Genomic DNA, 24,194 nt, shown 5'->3' on the forward strand with positions numbered 1-24,194 from the left:
GCCCCCACACTGTCGTACCCGCCTGAGAAACTTGTCTGCAACCACACTGTTGGAGCGACTTCAGTCGCGATGGCCGGCACCGCCGGCCCACTACCCCTCCATACCCGATTACCACACCCAGACCCTGCGAAAACCCCAGCGTGCCCAGCTCAATCACTGCGGAGCCCGCCATGAGCCTGGAACACTTCAAATCCTTCAATCTGCCTTTGAGCGCCCTGCTCACCCCACCGCCACCGCCCGACCCGACGCTGCCACCCCTGAACGCACGCCAACGCTATTTCGCCGACCTGGCCGACTACTGGCTGTCCGGCGCCCCACCTGAGACCAGCCGCCAGGCCCGGTTGAGCGAGATTCTGCGGCAGCAATTGCTGGCGCAAATCGCGCTGCGCGAGGGTGACCACACCCTGGGCTCCGGCCACGCCGAGCTGATGTCCAGTTGCGTGACCCTGCCGCTGCCTTCGCAACGCCAGCACCTGCCGGCGGCGCAGCGGCCGCAGGTGTACCGACCGGTGCTGAGCATCACCACGCCCCATTGGCGTAGCCCCTTGCGCGGCGCTTTCGTCATCGTCGAAGGCGGGCCCGAAGGCGGTACCCCCGACCCTCGACAGCCCGGCGAATACGCCCTGCTCTGTAGCCTGTCGCATGGCATCGAGGCCTTCGACAGCCTGGCCGAACTGCATGTCGAGCTGTGCGAACGGCTCGACGACCCGCAACAAAGCCGTCCGCTGTTGCGTCACCTGCACAGTGCCGAAGATCGCGAGCGGGCCTGCAACGCCGAACGGTTGCGTTACGAGTGGTTCAACGACGATCTGGTCCAGGCTCAGGTACAGGACTTGATCGACGGGCAACGTGCTGCACTGACCGCTCTCTGGGATAGCGCCGCGCGGTCGCCGTCGACGGACCTGTCGGTTCTGGCCGAAGACCTGCAAACGGCCGCCGATGTCCTGCCTTGGATCGACAGCCGCTCGGCCCTGCGGACCCGTTACGGTCTACTGCTGGAACGCAACTCGCCCGCTTGGCTGCGGCATGCGTCGGCCCAAGGTCTGACGCACATCATGCAAACCATGCAGGAACTGGTCGTCGCCATCGACCGGGCATCCGCACCGGGCATTCTCAACCGCCAGCAGTTCGTCGACCGCAATGGCCTGCTGAGCTGGACCCGCGACCGTTTGCGCGTGCTGTTGCGGCAACGCCATCAACTGGATCTCGACCCGCTCCACCTGTACGTCAGCGTGACCCTGGCCAGGCAAACCGGGCCGGTGCTGCATCCGGGCATCACCACGGCCTGGATTCCAGTGGCCAGCCGTCCGCAGCTGGGCGACAGCGTCGAGTTGGTACGTCGCACCTACCGTTTCGATGAGCTGGCGCTGCTCAACGTCAGCCTGCTCGACATCGACTACTGGCTGACCGCCAGGGTGCACGACGAACACGATCGAACCGTGCCCGGCATCACCCCCAGCCAGGTTCGCTCCATGGTGCGCGAATTGAACGTGGGCGAGAGCTACAGCCGTTACCTGCGCACCCACCTGCTGACGTCGGCCCAGGCACAGTGGCGCCGCGACCGCTACGTCGATGTCAGCCGCGCACGCATGCGCGCCGAGCTGGCCAAGGCGCATTACGCCGGGCATTTGCTGGAGGACCCGTTCGAACGCGGTTTCAAGTGGGCGTCGCTGGTACTGGACAATCCCGACGCACAGGTGCGCAAGCGGTTGCCCGTGCAGCGCTTGAGCGTGCGCCAGTTGCTGCTGGCCGGGCACAGCCTGCACGACGTCATGCTGATCACCCCAGACGGGGCTGGTTTCTCGCGCGTGCTGGTGTACACCCCGGATGCGCCCGACCGACGCGCCTGGCGGGAGTTTCGCAACATCCGCCACCTGCTCAGGACCCTGCGCAGCAAACCCGCGCTGCGCGAATACGTCAAGGAACGCCTACCTTTGCTCGACCCCGAACAGGTGGAGCGCTGGCTGACCAAGGGCGGCCTGGGCGCCGCGACGCAGCGCCCGGAAATCACCGGCGACTTCCAGCACGCCCGCTACCTGGCCGAGGTCAACGCGACCCTCGCCCGCGTCGATGCCAGCACCCACACCAAGCTCGAACTGCTGGGCGAGCTGACCTTGCACGCGCTGTCGATCCTGCTCGACCTCATCAGCCTGGTGATCCCGGCGCGGACCTTGGTGCCGGTGGCATTGGCGCGCTCGATACTGTCGGTGATCGACGCCAGTACGGCGTTCAAGGAAGACGACCGCATCGGTGTGCTCAAACATCTGGTCGAGTCGTTCACACACGTCAGCGATGCCGTCAACAACATCGGCGGCACCACCGTGATGCGCAGGGCCATCCGCGCCATCCCGCCGACCCCGCCGTTGAAGCTGCCACCGGCCGCCGCCATCAGCATCGACAGCGGCAAGCTGCACTACCGGGTCGATGGCATTCACAAGGAGGGCATCTACGAGCAACCGTCGGCATACCCCGGCTTGTCGCTGTACTACATCAAGGATGCCAGCGGTGCGAGCTATCAGGTGGCCTTCGACGGTTATCGCTGGCGGGTGGTCGATCCGCGCATGCCGGACGCCTACATCAAGTTGCCGGTCAAGCGGCGCGAGGATGGCGAGTGGGTCGTGGACTCACCCGTGGTGTGGTACGACGGTCTGCCCGACCTGACGATGCTGCTCGCCGATTGCCAATTGGCTGAACTGCCCGTGGCTGGACCGCCCGTGGCTGGACTGCCGGGCTGGGTTCCATATCCGGGTGGCGACGGCTTGTTCCAATCCGATCGGCAGTTGTACCTGCTCGCCGGCGAACATGCCCTGCCGCTGCGCGCCCACCTGCTCGACGACCACTACCACCTGTTGATCCCCGGCCAAGCGAACAGCGCCGCCACGGCCTGGGCCATTTTGCGCTGGCAGGACGGGCAATGGCGCATCCGCGTGCGCCAGGCCGGGCGCAGCAGCGACTGGCTGGCGTTGCCGGCGGCCTATTCGGTCAGACGGGGTAGCAGCGCGTCCAGGCGCTGATGCAAGGCGCTGCCACTCGGCCAATTACGCAACAGACGCGCCCGGTCACGGGCGTAGGCGACGGCGAAGCTGCGCTGGGTGGCATGCTGGCACATGGCGTCGAGGTCGATCAGCGACCACTGGCCATCATCCCAGAACAGGTTGTGGCCTTTGAAATCGCCATGGCTGATGCGTTCGCGGATCAACTGTCGCATCAGGCTTACCAGCGCATCGACCTGCGCCTGCGGCGCCTGCCCGTCGTCCACATAGGGCGCGAAGCATTCGCTCAGGTCCGGACCGTCGACGTATTCGGTGATCAGGTAGGCGCGGCCACGTAGGCCCAGCATCCGCCGCTCCAGCACGGCCAATGGACGCGGGGTGGCGATGTCGAGAAACGCCAGGCGCTGGCCTTCGATCCAGGAATGCCAGGCCCGGCTCGGGCGCCAGAAACGCTTGATCCAGTGCGCGACGTTCTTGATGTTGTAACGCTTGATCACCAGCGCGCGGCCGCCCACCTCGACCCGCGCCACGCTGGCGGCGCCGCCGGTCTTGTACAGATGGCCTTGGTCGATCAGCGTGTCGGCCTGCTCCAGCACCGGCGACAGGGCGTCCACTTCGCTGCGGCGGATCGCCTGCAACTTCGACAGGCTGCGCTCGACGCTGAACAGGCTGCACTCGCGGCCGGCCTTGTCCAGGTAGTCCCTCTGCCGCCAGGCGCGCACCTTGTCGACTTGCTTCTGCAACGCTTCGAGCGGCAGCGCGTGTTCGGCGTTGGCCAGCAGGTAGTGCACCAGCAGCTCTTCGAGAAACGGCTCCAGGCGCTTGGGCAACTGGGCGAAGAACACCCCAAGGTTTTCCAGCACGCGCTGGCGCGACAGGGGCTTGCCGGGAGTTTCGGCCTTGATGCCGGCGCCGTCGATCAGGTACAGGCGCTCATCCTGGCGCAGCAGGTTGTCCAGGTGCAGGTCGTCTTGCCACAGGCCCACCGTATGCATGCGCGCCACAGCCGCCAGGGCCTCGCCGATCACCTGTCGTTGGCCGTCGCTCAATGCGGGCTGGGTCGCCACCTGCTGCCAGGCATCGTCCAGGCTCTGCGCCCGGTCGAGAAATTCGAACAGCAACCAGCCGCCCTGGCCGTCGATCAGACCATCGGCGAGCAGGGTCGGCGTGGTCAGGCCTTGGGCGGCCAGCAGGCGTACGCCTTCGAGTTCGCGCTGGAAGTGCCGCGCCGCGTTGCCGCCGACCAGCAGCTTGGCCAGCACCGGCGTGCCGCGCCACAGGGCCGCGCCCACGTAGCGCTGGCCGGGCAACACGCGCAGCAGGCTGAGCAACTGCAGTTCGGCAGGCCCGGCGGCATCGGCCAGGGTCAAGGTCAGCGGCAGGCTCGGGTTGCGCCCGGCCTGTTTGAGTTCGGCCAGTTGCATCAGCGCGCCTCCTTTTCGCGATGGCGGTGCATCAGGCGCCGTTGCCAGTCGCCCACCACTGCGCTATCGGTGGGCTGGTCGAGGTAGGCGGCCAGCAACAGGCGCAACTCGCCTTGGTTCCAGACGCGGGCGCGGCGCATCAGTGGCTCGAGGTCCTTGAGGCGGTCACGGCGGCCGAACAGCAACGGCCGGGTCTTCTCCAGGTCGATCAGCTGCGCCTGCCAGCCGCTGCGCCGCTCGCGCAGAAAGATGTGCTTGGGGTAGAAGCAACCATGCACTTGCCCGGCGCCGTGCAGAGTGCGCGCCAACTGACCGCAGGCGCGCAAGATGCCATCGCGCTGCGCGTCGGCCAATTCGGGCCACTGCGCCAGCAGGCCGTCCAGGTCACGCCAGTCGTCCAGAGCACGGGTCAGCAGGATCGCCCGGTGTGCTTCTCGATCCTTGCGTTGGCCGTAGAACACCGCCTGCAACGCCGGGATGCCGAGCGACTGATAGCGGCGGATATTGCGGAATTCGCGGCTGAAGGTCGGCTCGCCGAAGGGTGCGTGCAGGGTGCGGGTCAGGTAGTCGGCCTGACGCTTGAGGTAGTAGCCCTTGCCCTCCAGCTCCAGGCGATAGACGCTGCTCCAGCCGCCGCGCCCGGTGTTGGGCTCGTCGACGGCATCGAGCTGCAACGTCCACAACGCTTCGAAATCGTTCAGGCCGTGACGCTGCAACAAAGCGACGTCCTCGCTGGCCAGGTAGTCGGTCATTCCCTTCCCTCGAAAAAGCTCAGCACCTGGGCAATGCGCTGCTTGTCTTTGCCATTGAGCCGCGCATGGTCGCGGTAGTGCAGGTAGAAGCGCAGGCGCTGGGTCGCCGAGAGGTGGTACTTGGCCACCTTGTCCAGGCAGGCCAGGTCCTTGATCACCCGGTGGCGCAGCATGAAGCCACGCCAGAAGTCGCCGGTCGGGCAGTCGATGAAGAACACCGTGCCCTGATCGTCGACCAGCAGGTTGCGCCACTTGAGGTCGTTATGGGTGAAATGGTGGTCGTGCATCACCCGCGTGTGGCGGGCCACTTGCCGACATAGGTGCTCCACCCAGGCGCGGTCGGCCAGGCGCGGATCGTTGCGCTCGGCCAGCACCGAGAGGTCTTCGGTGCGCGGCAGCTCGCGGGTGATCATCGCGCCACGGCCAAAGGCCAGGCCCTTGCGCTCCAGGCCCCAGGCGACCACTTCGGCGGTGGGAATGTCCCATTTGGCGAACTGCTTGAGGTTCTGCCACTCGGCCTTGATCCGCGGACGGCCCAGGTAGCGCCGCAAGCCTTTACCGGCGCCGGTGTAACGCTTGACGTAGTAGTTGACGCCGTCGCGCTCGACGCGCACCACTTCGCTGAGCGGATCGCGGGTCAGACGCTCGCCTTGCAGGGCGAACACCGCCTCCAGGCTGCCGAAGTCCGCGGCCAGGTGTGCATACCCCGGCTCCAAGGTCCAGCCGGCCATCAGAGAGCATCCCCGTAACGCTGCTTGCGCTCGTAGAGCTTGTGCGCCTTGCGTTGCAGGTAGGCGAGCAAGGTGGCTTCGTCGCGCAGTATCTGGCGCAGCGGGCGCTGGAAGTAGCCGCGCAGGAAGCGCAGCTCGTCACGCCGGGTCAGGCCGATGTCCAGCGCCGAGAAGTACAGCGCGGCCAGGTCCTTGTCGCGCCAGCGGCGACTGATGCGCGTGCGGGTCTGCGCGCGGTGCAGGTCGATCAGCGACAGTTTCAGCGTGCCCGGAGCGATCGGCCGGTCGGTGTGCAGCAGGAAGTGGCAGATGTAGCAATCGCGGTGGTTGACCCCGGCGCGGTGCATGGTGCCGGTCATGCGCGCCACCTCGGCGATCAGCGCATGCTTGAGGGCCGGCGCCGGCGGCTGCTGGCGCCAGTGCAGGCTGAAGTCTTCCAGGCTGACGGTCGGGGCCAGCTCTTGGGTGACGATGAACGAATGCTGGTGCGCCGGGTTGCCGCCGCGCTCGCCGTAGGCCACGGCGGTCATGGTCGGCACGCCGGCCTGGTGCAGGCGCTCGATGGCGCGCCATTCCTGGCCGGCGCCGAGCACCGGCAGCTTGGCGCTGAACAGGTTCTTGAACACCTCGCCCCAGCCGATGCCGCGATGGATCTTGACGAAGTAACCGGCGCCCGCGACTTCGGTACGCAGCGTGCGCCGCCCTTCGAGCTCGCGGTACACCTCGCCCTGCAAACCCTCGACGGCCTCGAACGGGTCGCGCCCGGCCCACAACTGCTTGAATGGCTCAGCCAGAATCAGCTTCATGGGCGGGGCTCCGCGAGGATCACGTCGGCGGCATGCTGCGGCATGCTGTAGAGGTCGGCGCTGTCGGCGAAGGCCAGGCCGTTGCGCGACCAGACGGCACGCCGGTCGGGCGCTTGCAGCATGCGCGCCAGGTAGTCGTCGAGCTGTGCCTGGGCGAAAGGCTCGTCGAGCACCAGGCCGCAGTCGGCTTCTTCGATGTAATGGGCATAGCCACAGACCTTCGACACCAGCACCGGCAACCCGGCCACCAGGGCTTCGAGCAGTACGGTGCCGGTGTTTTCGTTATAGGCGGGGTGGATCAGCAGGTCGGCGCCGAGCAGAAAGCGCGGGATGTCGCTGCGCCCCTTGAGGAACTGCACCTGCTCGCCCAGGCCCAAGGCCGCGCTTTGCAGCTGGAACACCTTGGGGTCGTCCTGGCCGATGACCAGCAGCCGTGTGCGCTTGCGCAACTCGCCGGGCAAGGCGGCCAGCGCCTTGAGGCTGCGGTCCACGCCCTTGGTCTTGAAGCCCGAGCCGATCTGCACCAGCAGCAGTTCGTCGGCGCCGACGTCGAACTCCTGGCGCAGGCCCGCACGAATGTCCTCGGCGTTGGCCGGTGCCCGGCGGTCCTGGGAAATGCCCGGCGGCAGCAGATGGAAGCGTTCGGCCGGGGTGCCGTAGTGCTTGACGAACAGCGGTTGCTGCACCTCGGAGATCATCAGTACCTGGGTCCTGGACTCGCGGGCGAACACCGCGCGTTCGTAGTCGGCGAAATGCCGATAGCGGCCCCAGCGGCGGTACAGGTTGCCGCGCAGGGTCTGGGCTTTGTCTTCGAAGCAGCCGTCGGCAGCGTAGTACACGTCCAGCCCCGGCATCTTGTTGAAACCGATCAGGCGATCGACCGGACGCTTTTCCAGGTCGGCCGCCATCCACGCGCTGAGCTTTTCGTTGCGGCGGTGGTTGAACAGCGCCTTGACCGGCGCGACCAGCACTTCGAAACCAGGGGGAATGTCGCCTTCCCAGATCAGGGTGTAGACGCGAATCTGGTGCCCGCGTCGTTGGCACTCCAGGGCGATGCGCATGAAGTCGCGCTGCAGGCCGCCGAAGGGAAAGTATTTGTAGAGCACGAAAGCCAGTTGCATCAACGGACATCCTCAGCCAGCAGCAGCGCGCTCAGGCGGCTCGCTACATGCTCGGGATTCAGGCGAGTGAAGCACAGCGGCCACTCGCGTTTGAGATCGAACCGGCGCAGGTCCTCGGCGCTCGGCTTGTAGGTGCATTTCTTCTGCAAGCACGGGGCACAGGGGAAATCGCTGGCCTGGTGTACCTGGGAGCGACCGTAGGCGCCGGTCAAGCCCGGGTTGGTCGGGCCGAACAGGGAAAGGGTCGGCACGTCCAGTGCCGCGGCCAGATGCCCAAGTCCGGTGTCGACCGCCACACAGGCCTTGGCCGCGGCCAGCACGCGGGCCACTCCGACCAGGTTCAGGCGCGGCAGCACCTGGCAGTGGCTCAAACCCTGGGCGATGCGTTCGGCGCGGGCCTTCTCAGCCTCGTTGCCCCACGGCAGGCGGACCTGCAGCTTGCGCCGCCCCATGCGCTCGGCCAGCTCGCGCCAATAGGCCTCCGGCCAGTGTTTGGTGGCCCAGGTGGTGCCATGCAGGAACACCACGTAGGGCGCGGTGGGCGGCAATTGCAGGCGGGTCAGGTCCAGGCCGTAGTCGCCCAGGCCCTCGGGCAGGTCGTAGGCCAGGGCCATGGCGAACAGTTGCCGCGTGCGTTCGACGGCGTGCTGGCCCACGGCGACCGACAGGCGCCGGTCGTAGAAACGGCTCGATAGCCCCTCGCGCGCCGAATAGCGGTCCAGCCCGGCTACCGGGGCCTTGACCAGGCGCGTCAGCCAAGCCGATTTGAGCAGGCCCTGGGCATCGATCACCAGGTCGTAGGTGTGCTCGCGCAGGCGCTGCCTGAAGGCTTTGAACTCACCGCCTCTGAACGTTTGCCAGAGGTTCTTGCGCCAGCGGCGGATGGCCACCGGGATCACCCGATCGACCGCCGGGTGCCAGCTCGGAATCTCGGCGAAGCCCTCTTCGACCACCCAGTCGAAGCGGATGCCGGGGATGGCCTGCGCGGCGTCGGTGAGGGCCGGCAGGGTATGGATCACATCGCCGAGCGACGATGTCTTGATGATCAGCACCCGCACTCAGTCGACCTCGGCCAGCAGATTGATCGGCTGGGCGCCGTCGAGGCGTTGCAGGGCCGCGACCACCGCCTGGGGTTCGAGCAGGCGCAGGCAGTTGTAGTGGCCGAACCGGCACGTGCGGTCGAAGCAGGGGCTGCACTCCAGCCCCAAGCGCACCACTTCCACCTGGTCGGCCAGCGGCGGCGTGAAGCCTGGCGAGGTCGAGCCGTACACCGCCACCAGGGGCCGGTTGAGAGCGGCGGCGACGTGCATCAGGCCCGAATCGTTGGACACCACCGCGTCGGCGCACGACATCAGATCGATGGCTTCGGCCAGGGAGGTTTCGCCGGCCAGGTTCACCGACTCTTCGCGCAGGCCGGGTATCAAACGCTCGCGGATCGCTTCGCCGACCGGATGGTCCTTCTTCGAACCGAACAGCCAGACCTGCCAGCCTTGGCGTACCAAGGCATCGGCCACTTCGGCGTAATGTTCGGCCGGCCAGCGCTTGGACTCGCCGAACTCCGCGCCGGGGCACAGCGCCAGCACCGGACGGTCCAGCGCCAGGCCGAATTTGGCCAGGGCAGCGTCGCGGCTGGCCGTTTCGATGCGCAGGGCGGGCTTGGGATAGGGCTGCGGCAGTTCGGCGCCCTTCGCATAGGCCAGGGCCATGAAACGCTCGATCATCAGCGGGTAACGCACCTTGTCGAGCTTGCGTACGTCGTTGAGCAGGCCCCAGCGCATTTCGCCACGCCAGCCGGTGCGGGTGGGAACCCCGGCGAAGAACGGTACCAAAGCCGATTTGAGCGAGTTGGGCAGCAGAATCGCCTGGTCGTATTGGCCCTTGAGCGACTTACCGATGCGCCTGCGGGTGCCCAGCTCCAGCGCGCCATGGCCGAGCGGAAAGCTCAAGGCCTGGCGCACTTCGGGCATGCGCTCGAGGATCGGCCGGCTCCAGTCGGGGGCCAGCACGTCGATGACGCAGTCGGGGTGGCGCTGTTTCAAGGACTGGAACAGCGTTTGCGCCATCACCATGTCGCCGACCCAGCTCGGCCCAATGATCAGTATTCTCATGCTTTTTCCAGAACGCTCGAAAAAGGCCAGCACCTAACGGGGGCCGGCCCTTGCAGAAGTTGGCCGACCCGCCGTGCCACGCTAAGGGCATAGTGGTGGGGCGCCGGTCTTCTTTCTTTATATTCAGGCTATGTGGCGCACAGTGTACCACCCGTGTCCGGGAGCTGGGTGAAGGCCATCATGGGTGCCCGACGGCATTGGCAGCGGCCGGCGCTCCGGCTCAGCCGCGATGGCCGGCAACACAGCCCTCTGTAGGAGCGGCTTGAGCCGCGATGGCCGGCAACGCCGGCCTGCATCAGGCGCTACGGTTTGCCAGGAAAAACGGTGGGGCCGGACTTGGGCCGGCATCGCCGGCCATCGCGGCTCAAGCCGCTCCTACAAGGTGGCGCGTGCTATCCGGGCTGCAGTGGCCTTGTAGACCAGCCGGTTCGGCGCTCCGATCAGCCACGATGGCCGGCACGACCGGCCTGATCCAGACGCTGCGGTCTGCCAGCAAAAAAGTCTGCGCTTGGCAGAACAGCTGGTCGCCTCGCCACAACACCATCACGCCAACCCCAACGCCCCCCAGATCCGCCGCACCTCACGGCGCTCCTCGGCGAACTGGCTTGCGTCCACCACGCCGGCCTGCTTCTGCAACGCCTGGCGGTGCGAGGCCGAGCGGAACGTCTTGTACGCTTCGCGCAGCAGCGCGGCGTCGCCTGCGGGCATCAGCCCGGCCTGTTCCAGCTCTTCGAGCAAGCGGATGTTGTCGGTCCAGTGCAACAGCGTCGGATGGTCGTGGGACCAGGCCAAGGCGGCGTACTGCACCATGAACTCGATGTCGACGATCCCCCCGGCGTCCTGCTTCAGGTCGAACGGCAAACCTGGTTCGTAGGCGTTGGCCGCCGTGCCGGCTGCGGTACCCTTGCTGCCCAGGCTGGCGCGCATCTTGGCGCGCATGTCGCTGACGGCGGTGCGCAAGGTCGCGACATCGCGCGCCTGTCCCAACACACCTGCACGTACGGTTTCGAACGCTTCGGCCACCTGCCGGCAGCCCACCAACACCCGTGCCCGGACCAGGGCCTGGTGTTCCCAGGTCCAGGCTTCGTTGCGCTGGTAGCGCTCGAACGCGCCCAACGAGCTGACCAACAGGCCCGCCGCCCCCGACGGGCGCAAGCGCATGTCGACGTCGTACAGCTGCCCGGAGTTGGTCTGGGTGGTCAGCAGGTGGATGATGCGCTGGCCCAGACGGGTGAAGAACTGCGCGCCATCGATGGGCTTGTCGCCGTCGGTCTCGGCATGCGGGTCGCCGTCGTGGATGAACACCAGGTCCAGGTCCGAACCATGGCCCAATTCGATACCGCCGACCTTGCCGTAACCGACGATGACGAACGCCGGGTCGCACAGGCTGGCGTCGCTGCGCTTGGGCTGGCCATGCCGGGCGACCGTATGCCGCCAGGCCAGGGCCAGCACCTGGTCGAGGATCGCCTCGGCCAGCCAGGTCAGGTAATCGCTGACCTTCATCAGCGGCAGGTTGCCGGTGATCTCGGAGGCCGCCACGCGCAGGCTGTGGGCCAGCTTGAAATGGCGCAGCGCCTCCATCTGCTGCTCCAGGTCGTCCTCGGGAATGCGCATCAGCCGCTCGCGCAGTTCCGAACCCAGTTCCGGGGCCAGCGGCGGGCTGAACAACCGGTCTTCGTTGAGCAATTCGTCGAGCAGCAGCGGGAAGCGGGTGATCTGCTCGGCGATCCACGGGCTGGCCGCACACAGCGTCAACAGGCGGCGCAGGGCACCGGGGTTTTCCGTGAGCAGCACCAGGTAGGCCGAGCGCCGCGCCACCGCCTCGACCAAGGGCAGCACGCGTTCCAGCACCAGATCGGGGTCTTCGTGCTCGACCGCCTGCGCCAGCAGGCGCGGGATGAAGGCGTCCAGGCGCTCGCGGCCGATGCGCTGCATCGAGCGCAGCGACGGGCTGGCGCGCAGGGCGGTGAGTCGGCGCAGGGCTTCGGCGGGGTTGCGCAGGCCGGCTTCCTGCAATTGCCGACAGGCCGCCTCTTCGTCCTGGGCCTGTTCCCACAAGGGCGACCACTCGCCGCCTACTACCAGCTCACCTTCGGTTTCCTCCTCGTCCGGGTCGGCGATGACTTGGCGGAAATGCCAGTCGATCCGCTCGCGCCACTGCATCAACTGCGCATGGAAGGCGTCCCAGTCGGCGAAGCCGAGCATGTAGGCCACGCGCGCGCGGTCCAGCGCATCGTCGGGCAGCATCTGTGTCTGGCGGTCGGCGATGGCCTGGATGGCGTGCTCGGTATAGCGCAGGAACGCATAGCCGTCGCGCAGCTCGGCCACCACCGCCGGTGGCAGGTAGCCCTGCCCTTCCAACGTCGCCAGCACCTTGAGCAACGGCCGCTGTTGCAGGCTCAGGTCGCGCCCACCGTGGATCAGTTGGAACGCCTGGGCGATGAATTCCACTTCGCGAATGCCGCCGGCGCCCAGCTTGATGTTGTCGGCCATGCCCTTGCGCCGCACCTCCTGCTGGATCAGCTGCTTCATGGTGCGCAGCGCTTCGATGGCCGAGAAGTCCAGATAGCGGCGGTACACGAACGGCCGCAGCATGGCCTGCAACTGCGCGCCGGCGGCCTGGTCGCCGGCCACCACGCGGGCCTTGATCATGGCGTAGCGCTCCCAATCGCGGCCCTGGTCCTGGTAGTAGTGCTCCAGCGCGTTGAAGCTGAGCACCAGCGCGCCGGAGGAGCCATAAGGGCGCAAGCGCATGTCGACGCGGAACACGAAGCCATCGACCGTGACCGGGTCGAGCGCCTTGATCAGGCGCTGGCCCAGGCGGGTGAAGAACTCCTGGTTGTCCAGCGCGCGCTTCACGCCCTGGGTTTCGCCGCCTTCGGGGAAAGCGAAGATCAGGTCGATGTCCGACGACAGGTTCAGTTCCACCGCGCCCAGCTTGCCCATGCCCAGCACCACCATGGGCTGGGCCTCGCCGCTGCGCGCGCCGATGGGCGTGCCGAACTGCTGGCAGTGGCGTGGGTACAGCCATTGGTAGGCCTGGTCGATGCAGGCGTCGGCGAGGTCCGACAGGTCGCGGCAGGTTTCCTCGAGCTCGGCCTGGCGGGTCAGGTCGCGCCAGACGATGCGCACCTGCTGGCGATTGCGCTCGCGGCGCAGCTGCCGTGCCAGCGCGTCTTCGCTGGCGGCGGCAGCTGCCATCGCCGCGATGCGCGCGCGCAGCTCGCCCGGCGCCAGCGCCCGTTGCAACTCGCCGCTGCCCAGCAACTCGCAGAATACGGCCGGCTCGCGCAGCACCTGTTCCATGACGAACTCGCTGGCCGCCGTGACCTGCTCGAACTGACGACGCTGCGTAGCGCTCCAGGCCGCAGGATCGAGGGCCGGGTGGCGGGCGACGGCGTCCAGCAAGGCTTGTCGATGGCGGGCGACGATCGGTTGGAGAACGGCAGGCAGATCGGGCGGCAAAGGCTGGCGCATGGGCTATCCTTGATCGGCGTTTGGCGGGGAGGCGTCCAGAACCATGAAGACGGCCGGACGGAAGAAATTGTATACAAAAGTTTTAAATAGCTGAAAAATGCAATATGGCAGCAGGAATCTTCAAAAAATCACGTCAATCATCGTATTTTTAACGCACAAAATCGATTTTTCCTACACGCCAGAGTGCGACCGAATGTCGCTTATCTGTAGTTTTGCCACTACCCCTTCTCTGCAAAAGCATGAAATCAAAATGCATTTGTAGTAAAACTACACGCCGCCGGATCAGACCCCCGGCAATCCAAGAATTCACGACGTCTGCCCATAAGGCCAGTCGCAAACTCAGGCTCCCGATTCTGGTTGCCTTTCCGCCCTGGAGCAAGCCATGCAAGACCTCGATCCAATCGAAACCCAGGAATGGCTGGATGCCCTGGAGTCGGTCCTCGACAAAGAAGGCGAAGACCGCGCTCATTACCTGATGACCCGTATGGGCGAGCTGGCCACCCGTAGTGGCTCGCAGCTGCCGTATGCCATCACCACGCCGTACCGCAACACCATTCCCGTGACCCACGAAGCACGCATGCCTGGCGACCTGTTCATGGAACGCCGCATTCGCTCGTTGGTCCGCTGGAATGCGCTGGCCATGGTCGTGCGCACCAACCTGAAAGACTCGGACCTGGGCGGACACATCTCGAGCTTCGCCTCCAGTGCGACGCTGTACGACATCGGCTTCAACTACTTCTTCCAGGCCCCGACCGAAGAACACGGCGGCGACCTGATCTTCTACCAAGGCCACGCCTCGCCTGGCATCTACGCCCGCGCCTTCATGGAAGGCCGCATCAGCGAAGACCAGATGAACAACTTCCGCCAGGAAGTCGATGGCAACGGTCTGTCGTCCTACCCGCACCCCTGGTTGATGCCGGACTTCTGGCAGTTCCCGACCGTATCGATGGGTCTGGGCCCGATCCAGGCCATCTACCAGGCACGCTTCATGAAGTACCTGGAAGCGCGCGGCTACATCCCGGCCGGCAAGCAGAAGGTCTGGTGCTTCATGGGCGACGGCGAGTGCGACGAGCCGGAATCCCTGGGCGCGATCTCCCTGGCCGGCCGCGAGAAGCTGGACAACCTGATCTTCGTCATCAACTGCAACCTGCAGCGCCTCGACGGCCCGGTGCGCGGCAACGGCAAGATCATCCAGGAACTCGAAGGCGTGTTCCGTGGCGGTGGCTGGAACGTCAACAAAGTTGTGTGGGGCCGCTTCTGGGACCCACTGCTGGCCAAGGACACCGACGGTATCCTGCAGCGCCGCATGGACGAAGTCATCGACGGCGAGTACCAGAACTACAAGGCCAAAGACGGCGCCTTCGTGCGTGAGCACTTCTTCAACAGCCCAGAACTCAAGGCCATGGTCGAGCACCTGTCCGACGACGAGATCTGGAAGCTCAACCGCGGTGGCCACGACCCGTACAAGGTCTACGCGGCCTACCACCAGGCGGTGAACCACAAGGAACAGCCGACCGTCATCCTGGCCAAGACCATCAAGGGCTATGGCACCGGTGCCGGCGAAGCGAAGAACACCGCGCACAACACCAAGAAGGTCGACGTCGACAGCCTGCGCCACTTCCGCGACCGCTTCGACATCCCGGTCAAGGACGAAGAGCTGGAGAACCTGCCGTTCTTCAAGCCCGAAGCCGACAGCGCCGAAGCCAAGTACCTGGCCAAGCGCCGCGAAGCCCTGGGCGGCAGCGTGCCACAGCGTCGCGCCAAGAGCTTCACCATCCCCACCCCTTCCCTGGATACCCTCAAGGCCATCCTGGACGGTTCGGGCGACCGCGAAATCTCCACCACCATGGCCTTCGTGCGCATCCTGGCGCAGCTGGTCAAGGACAAGGAAATCGGCCCGCGCATCGTGCCGATCATCCCGGACGAGGCGCGTACCTTCGGTATGGAAGGCATGTTCCGCCAGCTGGGCATCTACTCGTCGGTCGGCCAGCTCTACGAGCCCGTCGATAAAGACCAGGTGATGTTCTACCGCGAGGACAAAAAGGGCCAGATCCTCGAGGAAGGCATCAACGAAGCCGGCGCCATGTCGTCGTTCATCGCCGCCGGTACCTCGTACTCGAACCACAACCAGCCGATGCTGCCGTTCTACATCTTCTACTCGATGTTCGGCTTCCAGCGCATCGGCGACCTCGCCTGGGCCGCCGGCGACAGCCGTACCCGTGGCTTCCTGATCGGCGGCACCGCCGGCCGTACCACCTTGAACGGTGAAGGCCTGCAGCACGAAGACGGCCACAGCCACCTGCTGGCCGGGACCATCCCGAACTGCCGCACCTACGATCCGACCTACGGCTACGAGCTGGCGGTGATCATCCAGGACGGCATGAAGAAGATGACCGAAGAGCAACAGGACATCTTCTATTACATCACCGTGATGAACGAGTCGTACCAGCAGCCTGCCATGCCGGCCGGCGCCGAGGAAGGCATCGTCAAGGGCATGTACCTGCTCGAGGAAGACACCCGCGAAGCCGCGCACCACGTGCAGCTGATGGGCTCGGGCACCATCCTGCGCGAAGTGCGCGAAGCGGCGAAGATCCTGCGCGAGGACTACAACGTCGGCGCCGACGTGTGGAGCGTCACCAGCTTCAACGAACTGCGTCGCGACGGCCTGGCCGTGGAACGCGCCAACCGCCTCAAGCCTGGCCAGAAGCCACAGCAGACTTACGTCGAGCAGTGCCTGAGCGGTCGCAAAGGCCCGGTGGTGGCGTCTACCGACTACATGAAGATCTTTGCCGAGCAAATCCGTCAGTGGGTGCCGAGCAAGGAGTTCAAAGTCCTGGGTACCGATGGCTTCGGTCGCAGCGACAGCCGCAAGAAGCTGCGTCACTTCTTCGAAGTCGACCGCCACTTCGTCGTGCTGGCCGCCCTGGAAGCCCTGGCTGACCGTGGCGAGATCGAACCCAAAGTGGTGGCCGACGCCATCACCAAGTTCGGTATCGACCCGGACAAGCGCAACCCACTGGACTGCTGAGGAGTATCTATAAGTGAGCGAACTCATTCGCGTACCTGACATCGGCAGCGGTGAAGGTGAAATCATCGAGCTGTTCGTCAAGGTCGGCGACCGCATCGAGGCCGACCAGAGCCTGCTGACCCTGGAGTCCGACAAGGCCTCCATGGAGATCCCCGCGCCCAAGGCCGGTGTGGTCAAGGAGCTGAAGGTCAAGCTGGGCGATCGCCTGAAAGAAGGCGACGAACTGCTGGTGCTGGAAGCCGAGGGCGCCGATGCGGCGCCTGAGGCTGCGGCCGCCGAGGAAAAACCGGCTGCCACCGAAAAACCGGCCGAGCAGTCGGCTGAAAAGCCTGCCGAAAAAGCCGCCGAGCAAGCGGCCCCTGCCGCTGCCAGCGTGCAGGACATCCACGTGCCGGACATCGGCTCGTCGGGCAAGGCCAAGATCATCGAAGTGCTGGTCAAAGCCGGCGATACGGTCGAAGCCGACCAGTCGCTGATCACCCTGGAGTCCGACAAGGCCTCCATGGAGATCCCGTCGCCTGCTGCGGGTGTGGTCAAGGAAGTGATCTGCAAGCTGGACGACGAAGTCGGCACCGGCGACCTGATCCTGAAGCTGGAAGTGGCCGGCGCCGCTGCGCCTGCCGCAGCTCCGGCCCCGGCCGCCAGCGCACCGGCCAAGGCCGAGGCACCCGCCAAAGCCGAAACCCCTGCGGCCAAGCCTGCTGCTGACCAAGCGCCGGCGCCTGCCGCTGCTGCCCCGGCGGCCGCGAGCAACGCCAAGGTCCATGCCGGCCCGGCCGTGCGCCAGTTGGCCCGCGAATTCGGTGTCGAGCTGGGCGCGGTCAGCGCCAGCGGCCCGCACGGTCGCATCCTCAAGGAAGACGTGCAGGTCTACGTCAAGGCCATGATGCAGAAGGCCAAGCAAGCACCGGCCGCCGCCGCTGGCGCTACCGGTGGCGCGGGCATCCCGCCGATTCCGGCCGTGGACTTCAGCAAGTTCGGTGAAGTCGAGGAAGTCGCCCTCACCCGCCTGATGCAGGTCGGCGCCGCCAACCTGCACCGCAGCTGGCTGAACGTGCCGCACGTGACCCAGTTCGATTCGGCCGACATCACCGAGCTGGAAGCCTTCCGCGTCGCGCAGAAAGCCGTCGCCGAGAAAGCCGGCGTCAAGCTCACCGTGCTGCCCCTGCTGCTCAAGGCCTGCGCCTTCCTGCTCAAGGAAATGCCGGACTTCAACAGCTCGCTGGCGCCAAGCGGCAAAGCGATCATCCGCAAGAAGTACGTCAACGTCGGTTTCGCCGTGGACACCCCGGATGGCCTGCTGGTCCCCGTGATCAAGAACGTCGACCAGAAGAGCCTGCTGCAACTGGCTGCCGAGGCTGCGGCCCTGGCGGAAAAAGCCCGCACCAAGAAGCTGTCGGCCGACGACATGCAGGGCGCGTGCTTCACTATCTCCAGCCTCGGCCACATTGGCGGCACCGGCTTCACGCCGATCGTCAACGCACCGGAAGTGGCGATCCTCGGCGTGTCCAAGGCCACCATGCAGCCGGTCTGGGACGGCAAGGCCTTCCAGCCCAAGCTGATGCTGCCGCTGTCGCTGTCCTACGATCACCGTGTGATCAACGGTGCCGCCGCCGCCCGCTTCACCAAGCGTCTGGGCGACGTGCTGACCGACATCCGCACGCTGCTGCTGTAACGCTGGAAAAAGGGCGGCTGCTGGGATATGCCCGACAGCCGCCTCCATCGCTTCATCGAGCTGCCACGCTCGTACCTCGACCCCGCCTTCCGGCGGGGATTTTTTTGTCGGCCGCCTGTCCGCGCGGTGGTGTACCGCCTGCCGACAGACAGCACGCCATGCGACACCTGGCTGCTTGCCAGCTCATGGCACTATGATGCAACCTTGCCACATGCTCTGCCGCCAAGGCGTACCCTCCTGAAGTGAGTCTTCGATGAAAAGCCAACCCGATGCCGCCAGCCGTACGGTGGCCGAGGTCGTGACGCCACTGCCTGTGCCCTCGCGGCTGGGCATGCTGCGTTTCGAACGGCTCAACGAAGCGAACTGGGCCATGCTCTATCTGGACCCTGCCTGCGAGCGTCTGCTCGGCCTGGTCGATGGCGAACTCGGCAGCATGGTCGGCTCACCCTTCGCCAGTTTCATGGAACCCGAAGCCCGCTACCGCCTGCACGACGAAATCCAGTTGCAACTGAGCAGCCGCGCCTACTACCGCGTGCGCTATACCCTGCACGGCCAGCCGGGGCCGTTGCGCGTGCTGGAGGTGGGCGAAGCGTTCAAGCAGCGCAACCGTCAGCTGTTGCGCGGCTACCTGACCGTGCTGGACGACCTGCAGGACGATGCCGACCTCGACGCCCAGGCCCTGGAAACCCGCAACAACCGCCTGCAGCTGGCCCTGCAACTGAACCAACGGGCGCAACAGGAGCAGCTCGAACAGCTCGACCGGGTACGTGCCCAGCAAGACCTGATCCTGCGTCTGGCGCGCCAGCGCTATAGCGTCGGCAACTCCCAGCTGGAGGCGGCCGAGCTGATCACCCGCAGCGCCTGCGAGATCTACCAGGTCGACTCGGCGAGCATCTGGCACCTCAACGAACAACGTCTGGAGCCGATCAGCGCCTGGCACCAGGCCGAGGCGCAACACCGCGTGCTGGCACCCATCGATGCCAGCCGCTTCCCCGACTACCTCGACGCCTTGCACACCAGCCGCGCCATCGACGCGCACAACGCCAGCCATGACCCGCGCACCCGTGACCTGGTCGACACGCTGTACAGCGACAACAACGCCATGCTCGACGCCAGCATCCGCGTCGACGGCCAGGTGGTCGGTGTGCTGTGCCTGGAGCAGACCGGCAAGCCCAGGGCCTGGCAAGCCGACGAAATCGCCTTTGCCGGCGAACTGGCCGACCAGTTCGCGCAGGTCATCACCAACCACAACCGGCGCACCGCCGCCAATGCCCTGCACCTGTTCCAACGCGCCGTCGAACAGAGCGCCAGCGCTTTTCTGCTGGTCAATCGCGAGGGTGTGGTGGAGTACGTCAACCCCAGCTTCACCGCCATTACCCAGTACACCACCGAAGAGGTGCAAGGGCGCCACGTCAGCGAGCTGCCGGCCTTGGAGAACCTCAACGAGATCCTCTTCGCCTCGCCGTCGAGCCTGGAACTGGGTAACAGCTGGCAGGGCGAGTTCAGAAGCCGGCGCAAGAACCTGGAACCCTACTGGGGGCAACTGTCGATCTCCAAGGTGTACGGTGACCACCGCGAACTGACCCACTACATCGGCATCTACGAAGACATCACCGAGAGCAAACTGGCGCAGCAACGCATCGAACGCCTGGCCTACACCGACAACCTCACCAGCCTGGGCAACCGTGCGGCCTTCATTCGCAGCCTGGAACAGCGCCTGTCGCGCCAGGACGCCAGCCCCATCTGCCTGCTGCTGGTGGACATCGACAACTTCAAGCGCATCAACGACAGCCTCGGCCACCACACCGGCGACAAACTGCTGGTGAGCCTGGCACGGCGTCTGCGCAACAGCCTCGACGGCGCCAGCAGCCTCGCACGCCTGGCCAGCAACGAATTCGCCGTGCTGCTCGACGACACCAGCATCGCCGACGGACAGAACCTGGCCCAGCGCCTGCTGCACACCCTCGACAAGCCGATGTTCGTCGACAACCAGTTGATCAACATCACCGCCTCCGTGGGCCTGGCCTGCGCGCCGCTGCACGGCAGCGATCCGCAGACCCTGATGAAGAATGCAGGCCTGGCGCTGCACAAGGCCAAGGCGGCCGGCAAGCACCAGTTGCAGGTGTTCACCGAGGTGCTCAACGCCGAGGCCAGCTACAAGCTGTTCGTCGAGAACAACCTGCGCCGCGCCCTGGCGCAAAACGAACTGGAGGTGTTCTACCAGCCCAAGCTGTGCCTGCGCAGCGGGCGCCTGTTGGGGCTGGAGGCGCTGCTGCGCTGGAACCACCCGGAGCGCGGCATGATCCGCCCCGACCAGTTCATCAGCGTAGCCGAAGAAACCGGAATGATCATTCCCATCGGCAAATGGGTGCTGCGCGAAGCCTGTCGCCTGACGCGTCATTTGCAAGGCGCGGGCCTGGGGGCCTTGCAGGTGGCGATCAACCTGTCGCCCAAGCAGTTTTCCGACCCGGAGCTGGTCAGCTCGGTCGCCAGCATCCTCGAACAGGAAGCGGTGCCGGCACAGTTGCTGGAACTGGAACTGACCGAGGGCCTGCTGCTCGAAGCCACCGAAGACACCCGTCGCCAGCTCGACGAGCTCAAGCAACTGGGCCTGACCCTGGCCATGGACGACTTCGGCACCGGCTACTCCTCGCTCAGCTACCTGAAGAAGTTTCCCATCGACATCCTCAAGATCGATCGCAGCTTCATCAACGACATTCCGGGCAATCAGGACGACATGGAAATCACCTCGGCGGTGATCGCCATGGCCCACAACCTCAAGCTCAAAGTGGTCGCCGAAGGCATCGAGACCCCCGAGCAACTGGCCTTCCTGCGCCGGCACCGCTGCGACGTCGGCCAAGGTTACCTGTTCGACCGTCCGATCCCCGGCCGCGAGCTCGAAGCGCGCCTCAAGCGCTACCCGCGCGGCCCGGTGACCTGACAGCGGCCCACCGACTCGGGCACACTCACGCAAAGGTTCTTCGTTGGTACGGCCCACCGACGCTGCGGCGCGGTCGCCAAGCCTTTCCTCCCAGCACAACTTTCCAGAGGTGTATCCATGGTCCTGCGTTCGGAAATCCTGGTGAACAAAAACGTCCTGCCTACCGCCGAGCAAGCGCTGCCGGGGCGCGAAACGCCGATGGCGCTGCCCGAGAAGCACTTCGTCTTCGAGGACACCCCGCTGCTCGGCCCCTTCTTCGACGACGTCGACTTCGCCATCTTCGGCCTGGGCTGCTTCTGGGGCGCCGAGCGGCGCTTCTGGCAGCGTGAAGGGGTGGTCAGCACCGTTGTCGGCTATGCCGGCGGCATCACCCCCAACCCCACCTACGAAGAAGTCTGCTCCGGCCTGACCGGCCACACCGAAGTGGTGCTGGTGGTGTTCGACAAGGCCAAGGTCAGCTACCGCGAGCTGCTGGCGATGTTCTGGGAGCTGCACAACCCGACCCAGGGCATGCGCCAGGGCAACGACGTCGGCACCCAGTACCGCTCGGCGATCTTCTGCACCAGCTCCGAGCAACTGGAGCAGGCCCAGGCCAGCAAGGCGGTCTATCAGGCCGAATTGGACAAAGCCGGTTTCGGCGCCATCACCACCGAAATCGAGCGGGCGCCGACCGTGTACTTCGCCGAGGCCTACCACCAGCAGTACCTGGCCAAGAACCCGCAAGGCTATTGCGGCATCGGCGGCACCGGCGTGTGCCTGCCGCCCAGCCTGCAAGGCAACTGAGCCATGGCCGGCATGACGCTGTTCCACTCGCCGCTCTCGCCCTTCGTGCGCAAGGTCATGGTGGTGCTGCACGAAACCGGCCAGCTCGATCGCGTGACCTTGCACGGGGTGAACATCAGCCCCGTGCAGGGCGATCCGCAGCTCGAGCAGGGCAACCCCATCGGCAAGATCCCGGCCCTGCGTTTGGCCGATGGCACGGTGCTGCACGACAGTCGGGTGATCTGCGAATACCTCGACCAGCAACACGTCGGCCAGCCATTGCTGCCTCGCGAGGGTTCGGCACGCTGGCGGCGCCTGACGCTGGCGTCGCAAGCCGATGCCATCCTCGATGCCGCCGTGTCGAGCCGCTACGAAGTGGCCGTGCGGCCCGAAGACAAGCGCTGGGACAGCTGGCTCGACGCGCAAAGCGAGAAGATCCGCCGCAGCCTGGACAACCTGGAGCGCGAGCACCTCGCCGAGCTGGCTTCCGGTTTCGACCTGGCCGCCATTGGCCTGGCTTGCGCCTTGGGCTACCTCGACCTGCGCCAACCCGAGTTCGGCTGGCGCGAGCGGCAACCGGGCCTCGCCGCCTGGTACGCCGAAGTCGCCCAGCGGCCTTCGATGCTGGCCACCGTGCCGCAGTAGCAGCGGCCCGCCTACAAGTGTTCACAGACAAGCAGCCGGTTCGGCGCTCCTGCGCAGCTCACCAATCTGTAGGAGCGGCTTCAGCCGCGATGGGCTGCGTAGCAGCTCTGATCCTGGCTATGCGCGGCTATCCGGTCAATGGCGTTGCAGCCATTTGGGCCGGCGTTGCCGGCCATCGCGGCTGAAGCCGCTCCTACAGATGAATGAGCTGTGCCTTGAATGTTGGAGCGGCTTGAGCCGCGATGGCCGGCAGCGCCGGCCTGACGGCAACGACTTCATCGGTCTGGCATTAGCTCCTCCGCTGGATCAACGTTGCCGCGCCCGTCTGGGGGCCAGCAACGACGCTATCCTTTCCGCCAGCCACCGCCCCATCGCTCTGTCCTCCCTCATGCCGCCCTCCCTACCCGCGACCAGTCCAGCCGTCGGGTCAGCACCATGAACACGCCCAGCAGCGCGAAGCACAGCAACGAGCCCATCAGCAGCGCATAGTCTTCCGCGCCCAGCAGCCCGTACAACAGCGCATAGAGCAAGGCCAGCCCTGCCGCAAAGCCCACCCCGCGCCACAGGCTGCGCAGCACATGGCTCAGGTAGAAGCCGATCAGCAGTACGCAGCCGCCAGCCGACAAGCCATAGGCGGCGGTAAAACCCAGGTGCTCGGACAACGACAGCAACAGCAGGTAGAAAAATGCCAACGCCACCCCGACCAGCGCGTACTGCATTGGATGCACGCTCAGTTGCTTGAGCACTTCGAAGAGGAAGAAGGCAGCGAAGGTCAGGCCGATGAACAGCACCGCATATTTGATCGCGCGCTCGCTCTTCATGTATTGGTCCACCGGATCGATGAAGCTCACACCGAAGGTGCGGCCTTCGAAGCCTGCGCACTCCTGTTGTGCGGTGCAGCGGCGCAGCACGTCTTCCAGGTTGGTGGCGAAGAACGAGGTCTGCCATTGGGCGGTGAAGCCGCTAGCGCCGACCTCGCGGCGGTTGGGCAGGTAACTGCCGATGAAGCTCGGATGCGGCCAGTCGGCCTGCATGGCGACCGTGCTGCTGCGCCCGACCGGCACGACCTGCAACTGGCCGGTGCCTTGCAGTGCCAGGTCAAGGGCGTAGTCGAATTCCCCGCCCCGCTCGACGTCCACCGCCGGCAGCGGCGCATGGATACCGCCCTGCAACCAGTCCAGCCCCGTCCCGGCTTCGAACGGCACACTGCGCTCGCCCATCCGCAGCACGGGCAGGTTGGCGATGCCACGGATGTCGCTGATCCCGACTACCAGGAACGGCGTGTCGAAGCGGTAGTCGTCGCGATCCCCGTCCATGCCCCAGTTGGCCGGCAGCTTGAAGCGGCCGCTGAGCGTGCCTTTGGCATGGAACAACCGCGCTTGATAGATGCCGCGCGAGCGCAGCTCGGTGTCCACCTTCAGCGTGCTGTCGAAGGTTTCCGGCAATACGTACAACTGGCCGCCGACAGTTCGCACCTCAGGCACACGTTGACCGTCTTTTTCCACCCAGCGCCGTTCGAGCTTGCGGTAGGGCACCACGACCATGGGCCCGGCGATCTGCTGCTCGAAGCTGGCGCTCTGGGCGATGTCGCGCAATACGTTGTCGCGTTGCGCCTGTCGCTCGCCGATCAACCCGCCGATCATCAGCAGCGGGACCAGCAGCAACAGCATCAGCAAGGCAATGGTGCCGAGTTTGAATCCTAGGGTCTTGGTCATGGCGATGGCTCTATGG

At 65.8% G+C, this 24,194-nt stretch carries 15 protein-coding genes; 6 read left to right on the forward strand and 9 right to left on the reverse strand.

Annotation, left to right across the window (positions count from 1 at the left end; genetic code table 11):
• Positions 1-170 precede the first annotated feature (170 nt).
• Entirely contained in the window at positions 171-3,014 is a 2,844-nt protein-coding gene (locus tag AA0Z93_RS05480) for a dermonecrotic toxin domain-containing protein (RefSeq protein WP_413046047.1), read from the forward strand.
• On the opposite strand, the gene AA0Z93_RS05485 is transcribed toward AA0Z93_RS05480, so the two are convergent.
• The 8 genes from AA0Z93_RS05485 to glnE form a co-directional block, all read right to left on the reverse strand.
• Positions 2,975-4,417, reverse strand: a complete 1,443-nt coding sequence (locus tag AA0Z93_RS05485) for a lipopolysaccharide kinase InaA family protein (protein ID WP_413046046.1) — start codon at positions 4,415-4,417, stop codon at positions 2,975-2,977. The two genes, AA0Z93_RS05480 and AA0Z93_RS05485, sit on opposite strands and share 40 nt — an antisense overlap.
• Entirely contained in the window at positions 4,417-5,169 is a 753-nt protein-coding gene (locus tag AA0Z93_RS05490) for a lipopolysaccharide kinase InaA family protein (RefSeq protein WP_413046045.1), read from the reverse strand. Before AA0Z93_RS05490 ends, AA0Z93_RS05485 begins: the two co-directional genes overlap by 1 nt.
• Positions 5,166-5,900 carry a lipopolysaccharide kinase InaA family protein gene (locus tag AA0Z93_RS05495; RefSeq protein WP_413046044.1) on the reverse strand — a complete coding sequence of 245 codons (735 nt, stop codon included), beginning with the start codon at positions 5,898-5,900 and terminating at the stop codon, positions 5,166-5,168. Before AA0Z93_RS05495 ends, AA0Z93_RS05490 begins: the two co-directional genes overlap by 4 nt.
• On the reverse strand, positions 5,900-6,706 hold the full coding sequence (gene rfaP, locus AA0Z93_RS05500) for a lipopolysaccharide core heptose(I) kinase RfaP (RefSeq protein ID WP_413046043.1): 807 nt from the start codon (positions 6,704-6,706) through the stop codon (positions 5,900-5,902). The genes AA0Z93_RS05495 and rfaP overlap by 1 nt, the downstream gene beginning before the upstream one ends.
• On the reverse strand, positions 6,703-7,827 hold the full coding sequence (locus AA0Z93_RS05505) for a glycosyltransferase family 4 protein (protein WP_413046042.1): 1,125 nt from the start codon (positions 7,825-7,827) through the stop codon (positions 6,703-6,705). Before AA0Z93_RS05505 ends, rfaP begins: the two co-directional genes overlap by 4 nt.
• Positions 7,827-8,885 (reverse strand): lipopolysaccharide heptosyltransferase I, encoded by a 1,059-nt coding sequence (gene waaC / locus AA0Z93_RS05510; RefSeq protein ID WP_413046041.1) that lies wholly within the window; start codon positions 8,883-8,885, stop codon positions 7,827-7,829. The genes AA0Z93_RS05505 and waaC overlap by 1 nt, the downstream gene beginning before the upstream one ends.
• Positions 8,886-9,935 carry a lipopolysaccharide heptosyltransferase II gene (waaF, locus tag AA0Z93_RS05515; RefSeq protein ID WP_413046040.1) on the reverse strand — a complete coding sequence of 350 codons (1,050 nt, stop codon included), beginning with the start codon at positions 9,933-9,935 and terminating at the stop codon, positions 8,886-8,888. It abuts the gene before it with no gap.
• 543 nt (positions 9,936-10,478) lie between these two features.
• The gene (gene glnE, locus AA0Z93_RS05520; protein WP_413046039.1) at positions 10,479-13,412 is read right to left on the reverse strand and encodes a bifunctional [glutamate--ammonia ligase]-adenylyl-L-tyrosine phosphorylase/[glutamate--ammonia-ligase] adenylyltransferase; all 2,934 of its coding nucleotides are present in this window, start codon (positions 13,410-13,412) and stop codon (positions 10,479-10,481) included.
• A gap of 382 nt (positions 13,413-13,794) precedes the next feature.
• Between glnE and aceE the strand changes: the two genes are divergently transcribed.
• The 5 genes from aceE to AA0Z93_RS05545 all read left to right on the forward strand — a co-directional run bounded on the left by aceE (position 13,795) and on the right by AA0Z93_RS05545 (position 22,463).
• Positions 13,795-16,440, forward strand: a complete 2,646-nt coding sequence (gene aceE, locus AA0Z93_RS05525; RefSeq protein ID WP_413046038.1) for a pyruvate dehydrogenase (acetyl-transferring), homodimeric type — start codon at positions 13,795-13,797, stop codon at positions 16,438-16,440.
• A gap of 13 nt (positions 16,441-16,453) precedes the next feature.
• Positions 16,454-18,115, forward strand: a complete 1,662-nt coding sequence (gene aceF, locus AA0Z93_RS05530; protein ID WP_413046037.1) for a dihydrolipoyllysine-residue acetyltransferase — start codon at positions 16,454-16,456, stop codon at positions 18,113-18,115.
• Positions 18,116-18,368: 253 nt separating this feature from the next.
• On the forward strand, positions 18,369-21,056 hold the full coding sequence (locus tag AA0Z93_RS05535) for a putative bifunctional diguanylate cyclase/phosphodiesterase (protein WP_413046036.1): 2,688 nt from the start codon (positions 18,369-18,371) through the stop codon (positions 21,054-21,056).
• A gap of 117 nt (positions 21,057-21,173) precedes the next feature.
• Positions 21,174-21,839, forward strand: a complete 666-nt coding sequence (msrA, locus tag AA0Z93_RS05540; protein WP_413046035.1) for a peptide-methionine (S)-S-oxide reductase MsrA — start codon at positions 21,174-21,176, stop codon at positions 21,837-21,839.
• Positions 21,840-21,842: 3 nt separating this feature from the next.
• Positions 21,843-22,463, forward strand: a complete 621-nt coding sequence (locus AA0Z93_RS05545) for a glutathione S-transferase (RefSeq protein ID WP_413046034.1) — start codon at positions 21,843-21,845, stop codon at positions 22,461-22,463.
• Positions 22,464-22,849: 386 nt separating this feature from the next.
• Here the strand turns inward: AA0Z93_RS05545 and creD are convergent, their stop codons facing one another.
• A complete protein-coding gene (gene creD / locus AA0Z93_RS05550; protein WP_413046033.1) occupies positions 22,850-24,178 on the reverse strand; it encodes a cell envelope integrity protein CreD in 1,329 nt (442 codons plus the stop codon).
• Between the last annotated feature and the right edge of the window lie 16 nt (positions 24,179-24,194).

It is taken from the genome of Pseudomonas phoenicis, assembly GCF_047302395.1.
GTDB lineage: Bacteria > Pseudomonadota > Gammaproteobacteria > Pseudomonadales > Pseudomonadaceae > Aquipseudomonas.